This window comes from Actinoplanes sp. L3-i22 (genome assembly GCF_019704555.1).
Classification (GTDB): Bacteria; Actinomycetota; Actinomycetes; order Mycobacteriales; family Micromonosporaceae; genus Actinoplanes.
This window is the reverse complement of sequence record NZ_AP024745.1, coordinates 5855723-5870160: the sequence shown is the minus strand read 5'-3', so window position 1 is coordinate 5870160 and position 14438 is coordinate 5855723. Positions and strand designations below refer to the sequence as shown.

At 70.1% G+C, this 14438-nt stretch carries 15 protein-coding genes; 3 read left to right on the top strand and 12 right to left on the bottom strand.

What is annotated here, in order from left to right:
- Nucleotides 1-90: 90 nt before the first annotated feature.
- From L3i22_RS26205 to L3i22_RS26160, 10 genes are all read right to left on the bottom strand, one after another.
- A complete protein-coding gene (locus L3i22_RS26205) occupies nucleotides 91-1497 on the bottom strand; it encodes a DUF1996 domain-containing protein (RefSeq protein ID WP_221329594.1) in 1407 nt (468 codons plus the stop codon).
- 119 nt (nucleotides 1498-1616) lie between these two features.
- The gene (locus tag L3i22_RS26200; RefSeq protein WP_255658609.1) at nucleotides 1617-2621 is read right to left on the bottom strand and encodes an alpha/beta fold hydrolase; all 1005 of its coding nucleotides are present in this window, start codon (nucleotides 2619-2621) and stop codon (nucleotides 1617-1619) included.
- Between the two features lie 68 nt (nucleotides 2622-2689).
- The gene (locus L3i22_RS26195; protein WP_255658608.1) at nucleotides 2690-4861 is read right to left on the bottom strand and encodes a chemotaxis protein CheA; all 2172 of its coding nucleotides are present in this window, start codon (nucleotides 4859-4861) and stop codon (nucleotides 2690-2692) included.
- Nucleotides 4861-5130 (bottom strand): lipid asymmetry maintenance protein MlaB, encoded by a 270-nt coding sequence (locus L3i22_RS26190; protein WP_221329593.1) that lies wholly within the window; start codon nucleotides 5128-5130, stop codon nucleotides 4861-4863. Before L3i22_RS26190 ends, L3i22_RS26195 begins: the two co-directional genes overlap by 1 nt.
- Entirely contained in the window at nucleotides 5127-5495 is a 369-nt protein-coding gene (locus L3i22_RS26185; RefSeq protein WP_221329592.1) for a response regulator, read from the bottom strand. The genes L3i22_RS26190 and L3i22_RS26185 overlap by 4 nt, the downstream gene beginning before the upstream one ends.
- An 11-nt stretch (nucleotides 5496-5506) precedes the next feature.
- A complete protein-coding gene (locus L3i22_RS26180) occupies nucleotides 5507-6541 on the bottom strand; it encodes a methyl-accepting chemotaxis protein (protein WP_221329591.1) in 1035 nt (344 codons plus the stop codon).
- Nucleotides 6534-7586 carry a chemotaxis response regulator protein-glutamate methylesterase gene (locus L3i22_RS26175; protein WP_221329590.1) on the bottom strand — a complete coding sequence of 351 codons (1053 nt, stop codon included), beginning with the start codon at nucleotides 7584-7586 and terminating at the stop codon, nucleotides 6534-6536. The genes L3i22_RS26180 and L3i22_RS26175 overlap by 8 nt, the downstream gene beginning before the upstream one ends.
- The gene (locus L3i22_RS26170; protein ID WP_221329589.1) at nucleotides 7583-8050 is read right to left on the bottom strand and encodes a hypothetical protein; all 468 of its coding nucleotides are present in this window, start codon (nucleotides 8048-8050) and stop codon (nucleotides 7583-7585) included. The genes L3i22_RS26175 and L3i22_RS26170 overlap by 4 nt, the downstream gene beginning before the upstream one ends.
- Complete coding sequence (locus tag L3i22_RS26165; RefSeq protein WP_255658607.1) at nucleotides 8043-8879, bottom strand: protein-glutamate O-methyltransferase CheR; 837 nt, start codon at nucleotides 8877-8879, stop codon at nucleotides 8043-8045. The genes L3i22_RS26170 and L3i22_RS26165 overlap by 8 nt, the downstream gene beginning before the upstream one ends.
- On the bottom strand, nucleotides 8876-9424 hold the full coding sequence (locus tag L3i22_RS26160) for a chemotaxis protein CheW (RefSeq protein ID WP_221329588.1): 549 nt from the start codon (nucleotides 9422-9424) through the stop codon (nucleotides 8876-8878). Before L3i22_RS26160 ends, L3i22_RS26165 begins: the two co-directional genes overlap by 4 nt.
- An 89-nt stretch (nucleotides 9425-9513) precedes the next feature.
- Here L3i22_RS26160 and L3i22_RS26155 point away from each other — a divergent pair, with 89 nt between their 5' ends.
- From L3i22_RS26155 to L3i22_RS26145, 3 genes are all read left to right on the top strand, one after another.
- A complete protein-coding gene (locus tag L3i22_RS26155) occupies nucleotides 9514-11202 on the top strand; it encodes a methyl-accepting chemotaxis protein (RefSeq protein ID WP_221329587.1) in 1689 nt (562 codons plus the stop codon).
- A 42-nt stretch (nucleotides 11203-11244) separates the two neighbouring features.
- Complete coding sequence (locus L3i22_RS26150) at nucleotides 11245-12207, top strand: arabinan endo-1,5-alpha-L-arabinosidase (RefSeq protein WP_221329586.1); 963 nt, start codon at nucleotides 11245-11247, stop codon at nucleotides 12205-12207.
- A 158-nt stretch (nucleotides 12208-12365) separates the two neighbouring features.
- Complete coding sequence (locus tag L3i22_RS26145) at nucleotides 12366-12902, top strand: O-acetyl-ADP-ribose deacetylase (RefSeq protein ID WP_221329585.1); 537 nt, start codon at nucleotides 12366-12368, stop codon at nucleotides 12900-12902.
- Nucleotides 12903-12938: 36 nt separating this feature from the next.
- Here L3i22_RS26145 and L3i22_RS26140 read toward each other — a convergent pair whose 3' ends face one another.
- Nucleotides 12939-13457: a polyketide cyclase gene (locus L3i22_RS26140; RefSeq protein ID WP_221329584.1), complete on the bottom strand. Its 519-nt coding sequence runs from the start codon at nucleotides 13455-13457 to the stop codon at nucleotides 12939-12941.
- 114 nt (nucleotides 13458-13571) lie between these two features.
- Complete coding sequence (locus tag L3i22_RS26135; RefSeq protein WP_221329583.1) at nucleotides 13572-14414, bottom strand: maleylpyruvate isomerase N-terminal domain-containing protein; 843 nt, start codon at nucleotides 14412-14414, stop codon at nucleotides 13572-13574.
- Nucleotides 14415-14438 lie beyond the last annotated feature (24 nt).

Here is a 14438-nt window from a genome sequence, read left to right as displayed (position 1 = left end):
TCGCAAGGGTCCCCGCGGGAGCGACGATCAGTTATTGGCCGCAGCCGAGGCAATGAATCCCTTGAATTTGATCTTGAGAGTCCGCCGGGGTCAGGCGCAGTTCCGGCCCTGGTTGAGGCAGGTGGCGATGCGCTGCATGGTGCGGGTCGAGTTGACGTTGACGAAGTCGTCGTGGTCGGAGAACGGGTTGTGGTTCTCCTCCGGGAACGAGTCGAGGGCGTACTGGCCCCGGAGCTGTTCCGCGCGGGAGATCCGGTAGGAGATCGTGACGCGCAGCTGGGGAATCGCGACGAAGCCGGCCGGGCAGGCGCCGGTGGTCTGGTCGGCGAAGGCGACGTGGCTGCGGTGGTTGGCGCTGTCCACGTTTTTGCCGTCCCAGCAGCCGGGGAAGTCGTGCACCCGCTGGACCTGGCGGCCGGCCGGGCAGATCGGATACTTGTCGGTGAGCCGGTCGCCGAAGCCGGAGCAGGTCCAGGCGGCGCGGGCGTTGGCCGGGCCGCGGCTGGTCGGTTTGGCGTCGCCGGTCAGCGCGCGCAGGAGCCTCGGCATCGGCACGACCTGCGCGGTGGCGTTGCCGCGGTATTCGATGAGCACGCTCGACGGGCGGACGATGCCGCCGGTGTTGTTGGGCAGCTCCCGGTTGCGGCCCTGCGGCTCCGGCAGTGCGCTGCCGCTCGGGGCGGGAGACGCCGGGGCGGTGCTCGGCGCGGGTGATGGCGCGGCGGTGTGTCCGGCGTGGATGCCGTCGTAGCTGACGTCGCAGTCGGCCAGGGAGACCAGGTGACCCCCGCGGATCGCGTTCCCGATCGTGACGAGAACCGCCGCGCGCCGCTCCCGCAACCGTCCCAGCACCTCGTTGTTGAGCGTCGGATCGGCGCCCCGGCTCGCCTGGAGCCGCCGCCCGGCAGCGGCGGTCAGCTGATCCAGTTCGGCCAGCTTGCGGTCGACGACGGTGCGGGCGCCGGCCGGGACGGCGGGCAGCCGGTCCCGCACCGACGGGCAGACCACTGCGCCCGAGGTCGCGGCCAGTGCCTGACGGACCGCTTCGCCGTCGCGCACCGAGTGGTCGATCCGGACGACCGGCCAGAAGTACGACGACCGGTCGCCGTTGCGGCAGGTCGTGCCGGACGCCTCCAGGTCGGCGTCGGACGAGGTCGCGGTGATCGCGATGTTGCCGACGAAGTCGTGCAGGTGCTCGGCGCCGTTCCTGATGCCCGGCTGGGCGACCGGGTTGTCCGGGCTGAACTTGCCGATGCGGTTGGTGCCGCAGTCGACGGTGAACCGGCCGCGGGACGCAGCCGGGCCCGGTGCGGGTCTGACTACGTTCGGCTGCACCCGCTGGATCGGTACGTAGTCGGTCAGGCTGGTCGCCGCGTCCGCGCTGCCCTTGCCGCCGCCGGAGACGAACGTGACGGTCAGGACCCCGGCCGCGGCCAGGGCGACCACCGCCGCGACGATCCGTACCGGTTTTCCGTTGCCCCTGTATCGAGTTCGCACGGTTCCTCCTCGATGCCCGATGTGGCCGGCCGCTGCGGCGGCCGGTGATCGGAGTTACGGGCCGGGGTCCACGCCGGACGGGTGGCGGGCCAGCACGTCATCGTTCGGTAAGAACTCGGTCAGAGGCGACCGGCGTCGATGACCGCGCGGGCGAAGTCGTGCGGGGCCTCCTGCGGGACGTTATGGCCGACGTCGAGGACCCGGTGCTGGTACCTGCCGGTGAACTGGCCGCGGTAGGCGCTGCCGTCGCCGGCCGGGGTGAACGGGTCGTACTTCCCGTCGATGGTGATCGTCGGGACCGCGATCTTCGGCGCGGCCTGCAACTTCGCCTCCAGCGCGGCGTACGCCGGCTCGGCCGGCAGCAGGCTCTGCCGCCAGCGGTAGTTGCCGATCACGATCGCCACCCAGTCGTCGTTGAAGAACGCGGCGGACGTCCGGTCGTAGGTCGCCGGCGAGTACTTCCAGGTCGGCGAGTTGAACTTCCAGATGAACTCACCCATCTGGGCCCGGTACGCGGTCAGGCCGGCCTCGCCCCGGTCGGTCGCGAAGTAGTACTGGTACCACCAGGCGTTCTCGTTGGCCGGCAGGGTCGGCGTCCGGTTCATCGCCAGGTTGGTGATCAGGTAGCCGGTGACCGAGACCAGGGCCTTGACCCGTTCCGGCCAGAGCGCCGCGATGATGTCCCCGGTCCGGGAGCCCCAGTCGAAGCCGGCCAGGACCGCCCGCGGGATCCCGAGGGCGTCGAGCAGGGCGATGATGTCCAGCGCGAACGCGGCCTGGTCGACGTCGCGCGGCGTGGACGCGGAGCGGAACGTGGTCGCGCCGTGCCCGCGGAAGTAGGGGACGATCACCCGGTACCCGCGGGCGGCGAGCAGCGGGGCGACCTCCTCGAAGCTGTGGATGTCGTACGGGAACCCGTGCATCAGCACCACGGGCTCCCCGTGCGACGGGCCGAGCTCGACATATCCCACGTTGAGCACACCCGCGTCGATCTTTCGGATGCGCCCGAAGCGTGCCCCGCCGGCCACGGCCGGGCCGGCGCCGATGAGCGGGGCGGCCCCGGCGGCCATCGCGACCGTGCCGGTGGTGGCCAGGAACTGGCGGCGGGTGCTGTTGTCGACCATGTGAGCCTCCGGAATGTCGATGTGACACCAGGTTCACATCGACGAGGCCCATCTGTCCCCAGGGGAACCTACTGGCCGACGGCGGCCAGGGCCCCGGGCTCCCGGGTGACCGCGGCCTGCCGGGTCTGTTCGCGGTCGGAGTGGTCGGCGATCAGCGGGCCGACGTCGAGGATCAGCGCGATCTCCCCGTTCCCCAGGATCGTCGAGCCGCTCACGCACTTGACCCGGCTGAACAGCACCCCGAGCGGCTTGATCACGGTCTGCAGCTCGCCCAGCAGATTGTCCACCACCAGCCCGGTCCGTTGCCCGGACTGCTCCACGATCACCACGCTCTGCCGCCGCGCGGGCGGGCCGGGGATGTGGAACAGCTGCCGCAGCCGGATGAACGGCAGCACCTCGCCGCGCAGGTTCATGCACTCCCGGCCGAGCTGCGCGGGCGGCAGTTCGACGCATTCGGTGACCCGGTCGAGCGGGACGATGAACGACGACGGCCCGACGCCGACCAGGAACCCGTCGATGATCGCCAGGGTGAGCGGCAGCCGGATCCGGATCGTGGTGCCGATCCCCCGGGTGGTCTCCACCTCGATGCTGCCGCGCAGCGCGCCGACGTTGCGTTTGACCACGTCCATCCCGACGCCGCGGCCGGACAGGTTGGAGACGGTCGCGGCGGTCGAGAACCCCGGCTCGAAGATCAGGTTGTAGACGTCGGTGTCGGGCAGCACGGTGTCCGGCGCGATCAGTTCCCGTTCCACCGCCTTGGCCAGGATCCGGTCCCGGTCCAGTCCCCGGCCGTCGTCGGTCACCTCGATCACGATGTTGCCGGCGTCGTGGTAGGCGTTCAGGCGCAGGGTCCCGTGCGCCGACTTGCCGTGCCGGCGGCGTTCCGCCGCCTGCTCAATACCATGATCAAGACTATTGCGTACGAGGTGCAGCAGCGGGTCGCTGATCCGTTCCACGAGCGCCTTGTCCATCTCGGTGTCCCCTCCCGTGATCACCAGGGACACCTCCTTGCCGAGCTCCATGCAGACGTCCCGGACCACCCGTTCGAAGCGCCGCAGGGTGGTGCCGATCGGGACCATCCGCAGCGACAGCGCGCTGTGCCGGACCTCGTCGACCAGGCGCATCACCTCGCTCTGCGCCTCGCTCACCCCGCCGCCGGTGACGCCGGTGCTGGACTGCGCGATGACCAGCTCGCCGACCAGGTCGATGAGCTTGTCGAGCCGGCCGGCGTCGACCCGGATGGTGCGGGTGTCCTGCGACGAGCGGGTCTCGGTGGTGCGGCGCTGCTTGGACAGGGCGGCGTCGACGATGGCCCGCGGCACGATGCCCTGCTCGATCAGGATCTCGCCGATCGGGACCGGCTGGGTCTTCTCCCGGACCGCGCGTTCCTGCTGCACCCGCAGCGCCTCGGCCATCTCCTGCTCGGTGACCGCGCCGCTGGTGACCAGCACGTCGCCGATCCGGTCGTTCTCCGGCATCGCCCGGATCGCCGCGACGTACGCGTCCAGGCTGCTCTCGGCCGGGGTGATCCGCAGGTCGCTGTCCTCGCGCACGAAGTCGAAGACCGCCTCGATCTCGCCCTTCGGCGCGGCGCTGACCAGGTCGACGGTGAAGCCGAGGTAGCAGGTCTCCGGGTCCATCGCGGCGGCCTCGGGCAGCCGATCGGTATCGGTCGTGACGCCGGTGACCTCGCCGAGCGACGACAGGTAGCGCAGGAACGACAGCGGGTCCATGCCGTTGCGCAGGCAGTCCGGCCCGAAGCGCAGGTCGAGGTGCCACGCGGTCTCGGTCGCGACGGTCTCGGCGGCGGTGGCCGGGGCCGCGACGGCCGGGCCACCCTCCAGGAACGGGGCGAGGCCGTCGAGCAGCCGGGCGCCGGACGCGGCCTGGGCGGCGTCCGGTTCGAGCCGGCCCTCGGCGATCCCCTCGATCAGCGACGAGATCTGGTCGACGCACGGCAGCAGCGCGCTGACCAGCCCGGCGGTCACCGGGAGCTGCCCCTCCCGGACCGAGCCGAGCACGGTCTCCACCACGTGCGTGAACGACACCAGGTCGGAGAGCCCGAACAGGCCGGCCGAGCCCTTGACGGTGTGCGCCGCGCGGAAGATCGCGTTGACCGCGTCGCCGCCGGGCGGCTGGCCCTCCATCTCGAGGATGCCCTCCTCGAGCTGCTGCACGAGGTCGCGGGCCTCGGTCACGAACATGTCGAGCGCTTCGCGCATGCTGTCGTCGAGACTCATCACAACTCCAGGCTGGTCAGCTCCAGGACCGCGGCCACCGCGGGGCTGGGCTCGGTGAACTCCACCGGCAGGCCGAGGCGGGCGCCCTCGTTGCGCGCCAGAAGCAGAACCTGCAACCCGGCAGTGTCAAGATCAGAAATTCCGGACAGATCGAGACGTACGCCGATGCCGTCGCCCAGTGCGGCCAGCAGACGCTCGCGGTGCTCGGCGGCGGTGACGATGGTCAGCTCGTCGTCGAAGGCGAACCGCCGCAGCGCCGGGTCGCTCACGGCGCGACCAGTTTCGACACCGCGCTGAGCATCTGGTCGGGCTGGAACGGCTTGGTCACCCAGGCCTTCGCGCCGGCCGCCTGGGCCTGCTTCTTCTTGTCGTCCTGGGACTCGGTGGTGAGCATGATGATCGGCGTGAACTTGTAGGCGGGCAGCTTCTTCGCCTCGGCCACGAACGTGATCCCGTCCATGTTCGGCATGTTCACGTCCGAGATGATCAGGTGGATGCGTACGCCGGTCATCTTGCTGAGCGCGTCCTTGCCGTCGTTGGCGGTGATCACCTCGTAGCCGGCGCCTTTCAGGGCGATGCTGACGACCTGCCGCACCGACGCGGAGTCGTCCACGATGAGAATCGTCTTGGCCATGGTCGTCCCCCTCAGAAGAACGTGATCTCGGATTCGTTCACCTTGGTGGCCGAGCCGGACTGGTGCGCCTGGTGCTCCTCGGCCATCGTGTAGCGCGCGGCGAGCTCGTCGAGCAGGACCTGCGCGTCCAGCGGCGCGGTACCGGTGGCGGCCGCCTGCGCGACGTCCGGGAACCGGCCGATGTTGTCCCGCAGGTGCTCCAGCATCTGGTTGACCCGGTCCTGGAACTGCAGGTTGACCAGTGACTCGCTGATCTCCCCGCGGATGCCGACGGCGGCCTGCTCCAGACCCTGCGACGACTCGCGCATCTTCGACAGCATGCCCATCAGATCGTCCAGGACGGCCTGCACCTCGCCGTGCGCGTGGGCGACCGCGGTGCCCTCGTGCTCGGCGCTGGCCTCCTGGGTGACCAGCACGCCGGAGATCGCCTGGGCCACCTTGTCGACCTTCTCGACCATCCGCACGCTGGTGTTCTGCGAGCGGTCGGCGAGCTGGCGGACCTCCGAGGCGACCACGCCGAACGCGGCGCCGGCCTCGCCGATGCGCTGTGCCTCGATGGCGGCGTTGAGGGCGAGCAGGTTGGTCTGCGACGCGATCCGGGTGACCTCCCCGGACATCTGGCGCAGCTCCTCGTTGAGGCTGAGCAGGTCGTGCAGCTCGGCGAGGGCCTCGCGTTTGCCGGTGAGCGCGCTGTCCAGGGTGCCGACCACCTCGCCGAGGCGCTCGCGGCTGCGGGCGAAGACGCCGCCCTGGCCGTCGTCGAGCACGCCGCTGGACGAGGTGAGCACCGTGTCGAGGTTCTCCACGATGCCGGCGAAGGTCTCGGTGAGTTGCCCGACGGCGGTTTCCATCTGGGTACGCGATGAATCGATCTGCGCCGACCAGACCGGGGTCATCGCACCGGCGAAGCGGGTCAGGTCCTGGGCCTGACCGTCCGGTGGCAGTAGGGCGCCGGTCGGCCGAGCGGGGTCCTGCCGGCTGCGCAACGCGTAGCCGACACCGACCCCGACGGCCAGCGCGACCGCCGCGATCACAACGTTAGCCATGCTGGTGGATCACCTCCGCGATCGAGGAGAGTGGCGTCTCGCGGTCCACGGCCCCGAGCGCGACGGCCTCCCGGGGCATCCCGTGGACCACGCAGGTCGCCTCGTCCTGCGCCACGGTGTAGGCGCCGGCCTTGTGCATCTCGAGCAGTCCGCGGGCGCCGTCGTCGCCCATCCCGGTCATGATCACGCCGACCGCGTCCGCGCCGGCCACCTTCGCCACCGAGCGGAACATCACGTCGACCGACGGCCGGTGCCGGTTCACCGGGGGGCCGTCGAAGACCCGGACCCGGAAGCGGGTGTCCAACCGCTGCACCTCCAGGTGCCGGCCGCCGGGGGCGATCAGCACGTGCCCGGGCAGCACCGGGTCGCCGTCGCGTGCCTCCTTGACCCGGACCCGGCACATGGTGTCGAGGCGGGCGGCGAACGCGGCGGTGAACTTCTCCGGCATGTGCTGGACCACGACCACGCCGGGGCCGCCCGGGGCGAGCGCGGTCAGCACCACCTCCAGGGCCTGGGTGCCGCCGGTCGAGGTGCCGATCGCGATCAGGCGCTCGGCGGGGGTGGCCTGCGAGCGGGGCCGGGGCTGGGACGGCGTCGCCAGCACCGGAGCGGCCCGGGTCGCGGGCGTGCGGCGGCGCTGACCGGCGGCGGCCGCGGCCCGGACGGCGGCCACGATGTCGCCGCTGTCGGTCTCCATGAACTTCTTCAGCCCGCTCTGCGGCTTCTCGATCACCGCGACCGCGCCGGCCGACAGGGCCTCCATCGACTTCTCGGCGCCGCGCTGGGTCAGCGTGGAGCAGATCACCACCGGCGTCGGCCGTACCTCCATGATTTTCTTGAGGAAGGTGAGGCCGTCCATCCGGGGCATCTCCAGGTCCAGGACGACCACGTCCGGCCAGGACTTGTTCATGTGTTCCATGGCGAAGATCGGGTCGGCGACGGCGCCGGCCACGTCGATGCCGGGGTTCTCCCGCAGGCGGGCGGCGAGGACCTGCCGGACGACCGCCGAGTCGTCCACGATCAGCACCCGGATCGGCCCCGTCACGCGGTCGCCGCCGCGGCTCGCAGCCACACCGTGCCGGTGGCCAGGTCGAAGATCAGGCGTCGTGCGCCTGTGCCGCCCAACTCCCGTACCGAAATCGCGAAGTTCTGTTGTTCCAACAGGGTGATCCCGGCGCTGATGTTGTGGTTGGCGACGTCGAGCGCGGCCGGCACGATCAGCTGCGGGAACTGCTGGCCGCCACCGAACATCTTCACCTCGTACTGGGGCGGGCTGGTCCTTGACCGGCGCACGTCCCGGAGAAATCGGCGGACCGCGCCGTCGGCGTACCGCGAGTTCAGGGGATCCTCCCGCGGGCAGGGGCCGGGCAGCATGTAGTGGCACATGCCGCCGATCCGCAGCCCGGCGTGCCACATGGTGATCGAGACGCACGAGCCGAGCACGGTGTGGATCCGGGTGCTCGCGTCACCGAAGTGGTAGTCGCCGGGGTTGAGGTGCACGTCAGGCACGGCCTTCGCCGTCCGCCGTGTAGATCGACGGCTGCACCATGCGCAGCCGGGACGGGATCGCGTTCAGCGACTCGGAGCTCCCGATGATCAGATAGCCGCCCGGGTGCAGCATCTCCTGCAGCCGGCCGATCAGGGTCCGCTTGGTGTCGACGTCGAAGTAGATCATCACGTTGCGCAGCATGATCACGTCGAAGCGGCCCAGGTGACTGACGTCCTCCTGCAGGTTCATGCAGTGGAACTGGACCTTGGCGCGCAGCTCACGGGTGATCGTCATCAGGCCCTCGTACTCCTCACGGCCCTTCAGGCAGAAGCGGCGCAGGAGCTGACGCGGGATCTTCTCGGCGGCGGCGATCGGGTAGAGCGCGGTCCGGGCCCCCTCGACCACCCGGGTGGAGATGTCCGTGCCGACGATCTCCCAGGTGCCCGCCGGCAGCGCGTCGGCCAGCACCATCGCCGCGGTGTACGCCTCCTCCCCGGTCGAGCTGGCCGCGCTCCACAGCCGGAACGTGCGCCCGGTGCGCCGCCCCGGCAACACCTCCCGGCGCAGGAACTCGAAGTGCTGCTCCTCGCGGAAGAAGAACGTCTCGTTGGTGGTCAGCAGGTCGACCATCTGCCGCAGCTCGGCCTCCCCGGCGCGGTCCTGCAGCAGGCGTACGTACTCGGAGTACCCACCCAGCCCCAGCGCCCGGATCCGCTTGTCCAGCCGGCTGGCGACGAGGGCCTCCTTGCCGTCGGCGAGCCGGATCCCGGCGTGCTTGTGCAGGATCCCGGTGATGTACTGGAAGTCGGCCCGGCTGATCGACCGTGAGTAGGACTCCGAGGCGATCACGACTGGACCGGCTGCTGGGCTATCTCGCTGAGCCGGACCATGTCGCTGATCGACAGCACGTGCCCGATGTCCAGCAGGATCAGGAAGTCGGTGTCCCGGCGGGCCATCCCGCTGATGTAGTCGGCGCGGATCCCGGCGCCGAACGCGGGCGCCGGCTCGATGTCGTCCGGCTGCAGCGTCACGACCTTGGACGCCGAGTCGACCAGCACCCCGATGTCCTGCCCGTCGGTGATGCTCTTGTCGTCGCCGTCCAGCTCGGCCATCTCGGCCAGCCCCGGATCCTCGACGTGCACGATGATGATGCTGGTCCGCCGCTCGATCTCGGTACGCCCCCGGCCGAACCGGATGGCCAGGTCGATCACCGGCACCGCCCGCCCGCGCAGGTTGATCACGCCACGGATGAAGTCCGGCATCATCGGCACCACGGTCAGCGCGCGGTACTCGAGGATCTCCGTGACGTGGAAGATGTCGAGCGCGTACGCCTCGCCGTTGAGGGTGAAGGTCAGATACCGCCCCGCTTCGGTGACCGTGTTCACCTGCGTCATTCGATCAGACCAACCACGATCCCGGCCGGTTTTCCAGGGGAAACTGCTTTCCCGCATACGTCCGGCATCCGGTTGAATACGCTGGCGCGGTGGCTGACTCGTCGGAAACTGGTAGCCGGTTCGCCTTCCGGGACATGCCGATCGCGGTGAAGTTGCGCGCGCTCGCCGGAATGGTCTGCGCCCTGCTCGTGGTCCTCGGAGTGGTCGGGCTGGTACAGCTCAGCCGCACCCAGGACCGCCTGTCCCACCTCTACAACAGCAATCTGCACGACGTACGGCTGCTCGGCGAGGTCGCCTCCGACTACCGGGACGTCCGCCTGGCATTGCGCAGCGTGGCGATGTCCGGGCAGGGCACCGCGATGGACGCCGCGCTGACCCGGCTGGACACCTCGGTCACGACCATGGACCAGGTGTGGACGTCGTTCGCGGCCACCGCGACCGGCGACACGGACCAGGAGTCGTTCACCACGAACTGGACGGCGTACAAGAAGCTGCTGACCGAGAAGCTGCGGCCGCTGGCCGTGGCGGGCAACCTGACCCAGTTCAACAAGGTGGTCAGCGACCAGGTGAACCCGATCGCGGACAGCATCAACGCGGCGGTCGACAACCTGATCACCAAGGACGACACGGCGGCCAAGTCGTCGATCACCGACTCGGCGAACGCGTACTCGACCGCCCGGATGGTGATGATCGTCCTGATCGTGGTGGCGCTGATCCTGACGTTCGCCGTGGTCCAGTTCATCATCCGAGCCGTCGCCAGACCGCTCAACGAGACCGTCGCCGTGCTCACCGGGCTGTCCCAGGGCCGCCTCGACCAGCGGGTCACCGTGCACGGCCGGGACGAGGTCGGGCGGATGGGCGAGGCCCTGAACAGCGCGCTCGGCCGGCTCAGCGAGACCGTGTCGACCGTCGTCGAGTCGGCCGCCCAGCTCAACAGCGCCTCCAACCAGATCAGCGGGGCGTCGCAGAGCCTGTCGCAGGCCGCCACCGAACAGGCCGCCAGCGTCGAGGAGACCACCGCGAGCATCGAGCAGATGACCGCCGGGATCGGGCAGAACAGCGAGAACGCATCGGCCACCGAGGGCATCGCGACGAACACCGCGGCCGAGGCCCAGGAGGGCGGCGACGCGGTGCAGAAGACCGTCGCGGCGATGAAGGAGATCACCAGCAAGATAGCGATCATCGACGACATCGCGTTCCAGACGAACATGCTGGCGCTCAACGCGACGATCGAGGCGGCCCGGGCCGGCGAGCACGGCAAGGGCTTCGCGGTGGTCGCGACCGAGGTCGGCAAGCTGGCCGAGCGCAGTCAGATCGCCGCGCAGGAGATCAGCGAGCTGGCGGCGGGCAGCGTGCAGACCGCGGAGAAGGCCGGCGACCTGCTCTCCACGATGATTCCCAACATCATCCGTACGTCGGATCTGGTCCAGGAGATCGCCGCCGCCAGTGGCGAGCAGTCCACCGGGGTGCGCCAGATCAACATCGCGATGTCCCAGATCGGCAAGGTCACCGAGCAGACCGCGTCGTCCAGCGAGGAGCTGGCCGCCACCGCGCAGCAGATGTCCGCGCAGACCGCGCAGCTCACCGCGCTGATGGACTTCTTCCACATCGGCGGCGCGCACCGGACGGTGGCGATGCCGGTGTCCTCGCGCGGCGGCGGCCGGCCGGCGAACCGGGGCGGCGGGAACTGGGCGTCCTACAACGAGAACTCGGCGCCCGCGCTCAGCCCGGCGAGCACCGCCCCGGTCGACCTGGAAGCCAAGTTCGACCGGTTCTGAGGATATTGCAGCGCTGCAAAATCCTCTTTAGCATCGTGCGGCATGTCCCGCATCGCGTTGGCCGCCGCCCTGCTCCTGCTCTCGGCATGCACGGCGGCGCCACCCGCACCCGTCCGGCCGGCCGCCTACCCGGACCCGATCCTGGTCCTCGGCGACACCAATGCGCACGACCCGTCCCTGGCCCGGACGCCGGCAGGCGGCTACCTGCTCGCGGTCACCGGGGCGAACATCCCGCTCAAGACCTCGGCGGATCTCTCCACCTGGACCGCCGCGGGCCCGGCGTTTCCGTCGGGGACGCCGTGGACGAAGCCCTACACCGCGGACAACAAGGACCTGTGGGCGCCGGACATCTCCTACCACGACGGGCAGTACTTCATGTACTACTCGGCCTCGTCGTTCGGCTCGAACCACTCGGCGATCTTCCTGGCCACCAGCCCGACCGGCGAGTCCGGCTCCTGGATCGACCGCGGTCTGGTCGTCGAAAGCGCCAGGAGCGACGATTTCAATGCCATCGACCCTAATTTGTACGTCGATGACGACGGCTGGCGACTGACGTTCGGCTCGTTCTGGACCGGGATCAAGCAGATCCGGCTGGACCCGTCGACCGGGTTGCGCCGGGGCGGCACGATGATCGGCCTGGCCGGCCGGGGCGACACCGCGATCGAGGCGCCGTACCTGGTCAAGCACGGGTCCTACTACTACCTGTGGGTCTCGTTCGACGCCTGCTGCAAGGGGGCGGCCAGCACGTACCGGACCATGGTCGGGCGGGCGAGCTCGCCGGAGGGGCCGTTCGCCGACCGGGACGGGACACCGATGACGGCCGGCGGCGGGACCGAGGTCGTCGCCGGGCACGGGAGCATCCACGGGCCGGGCCACGAGGCCGTCCTCGGCGACCTGCTGATCTACCACTACTACGCGGACAGCGGCGCGTCCTACCTGGGGATCAATTCCCTGGCGTACGACGGGGACGGCTGGCCTTTCATCTACACGCCCACCAGCCCATAAGTCTCGAGCCAGATCTCCCTCGCAATATCATGACCACATGCCGCATGGCTTGCCCGTAAGCTCAAGCGGCCCTCCGGCACTGCTTGCTTGCGTGCGGCGACTCTCTCCTGTTGCCCTCCCCCATCGGCGGGGCAGACGCGGTAGTGCCACTATCGGTCATGGCCAGCATCGAAGTCATTCTCGGCGACATCACTCATCAGCAGGTGGACGCCATCGTGACGGCCGCCAACGAGTCCCTGCTCGGTGGCGGCGGGGTCGACGGCGCCGTCCACCGGGCCGCCGGTCCGCGACTGGCACAAGCCGGCGCGGCCATCGCCCCCTGCGACCCGGGCGATGCGAAAGCCACGCCCGCTTTCGACCTGAACCCGCCGGTGCGACACATCATCCACACTGTCGGCCCGGTCTGGGAGGGCGGCGGCTACGACGAGGCCGGCATCCTGGCCGCCTGCTATCGGCGTAGCCTGCAGGTCGCCGACGAACTACAGGCCCGGACGATCGCCTTCCCCACGATCGCCACCGGCGTCTACGGCTACCCGGCAGACGACGCCGCGCGCATCGCGATCGACACCATCCGGTCGACACCTACCGCCGTCCAGAGAGTCCTTCTGGTCGCGTTCGACGAAGAGAGTCGGAACCTGCTCGCGGCTGCCCTTCGAGACGGAACCCACCCGCAAGACGAGCCCAGCCGGCGATAGCCCCATCCGGATCTGCCGATGAGCGCCATTTGATCTTCATTCCGGGGCATCGCCCTGGTGGTGTTGACGTTCGGCGAGCTGCTTCAGGTTCAGTAACTGCCGTCGAGCCATGACCAGGTCCCCGATCGACAGCCCGGGGGCCAACCAACGGTTCGTCCGCATCACGACCTTGAGCAACAAACGCGTCATGTCGTGCTCCTGGGGCACCAGGACGTACGACATGTAGGCGCCCATGATGCTGCCCGTCAGCTGTTCCCCGAGGTCGACCGCGACGATCGTGCCGGTTTTCCGCCCGCCCGCCGTGGTGAACGCTTCGCCGACCTGAGGCTCGGGAAGGCCGGTCAGCTGTCGAGGTGAGCGGCGGCCGAGGTTGTCGATCCAGTCATAGGAGTACGGCGCAAGTCTCACCTGGGCAACCCACGGCCACACCGCCGCGGCAGGAGCCTCGATCGACACTCCCCGCCAGGCCTGCACGGTGGGCGAGACGACAAAATCGTCGCATGGATACGGACGCAGCATCTCGCTGTCCGTCACACCCCACCGGTCACCGATCACGTATCCATCTTCCACTGTCTCCCGGTATCCGGATCTGCCGCCGGCCTGGGTCGCCTACAACAACTCCGGCTGGGCGCTCACCGTGGTGCACACCGACTGAGTCGGCCCGCAGCCCTACGGGAGCTGGAACAGCGCGGGAAAGCGCAACCCCACCCAGGGCCGGCGCCCGAAGGCCACGGCATCCCCGGAGGCGAGCGCCCGCCACAACGGCCGCCGCCGGAAGCCGAGCAACAGGGCGGCGCACCCGGACATGGACAGCACGCAGTCGACGTCCCCACCACCGGGCACAGCGCTCTCGGCCCGGCCGCCGTCCACCCGGAGCACGAACCGCGGCGCCCGCCGGATCCGCACCTCGAAGGTCCCGCTGAAGCCCCGCGCCCCGGCCGGGTCGACCAGCAGCGGCAGCATCTCGCTCATCACGGTCGGGGCGGCCGCCGCCGCGGACCGTTCGTCGAGCCACGGCCGGATCCGCAGCGCCCGCGCGAGGTCGTACCCGTGCACCACGCTCTCGCTGACGGTGAGCGCGGCCAGCGTCCCGACCGTCCGGGTGACGTCCGGCCCGTACCAGGGCGCGGCCCGGCCGGCCCGCAGGTCCGGCCGGGTGTCCAGCGCGGCGATCAGCTCGTCGGCGCACTCCCGCAGCCCGTCGGCGGCCTCCCGGGGACCGGGGAACGACACCACCGCCAGGGCCCGGGCGTTCGTCGACGCCACCACCTCGGGCAGCGTGTGCCCGCTGCCCAGGTTCGCCAGGATGTCCGGCCCGTAGTCGGCCCCGCGCACGGCCAGCGCGAACGCCCGGTAGACCACGCAGAGATGCGCGACCAGCTGGCCGGCGGTCCAGGCCAGCCCGGGCGCCGGCCCGTCCAGGTGCGGGCTGGACCGGACCCGGTCGACCAGGCGGCCGCTCTCCCGGAGCAGCGCCGCGCGCAGGGCGTCCGGATCCGGTTCGACGATCATCCGGGCAGTCTGCCGGAAACCGGC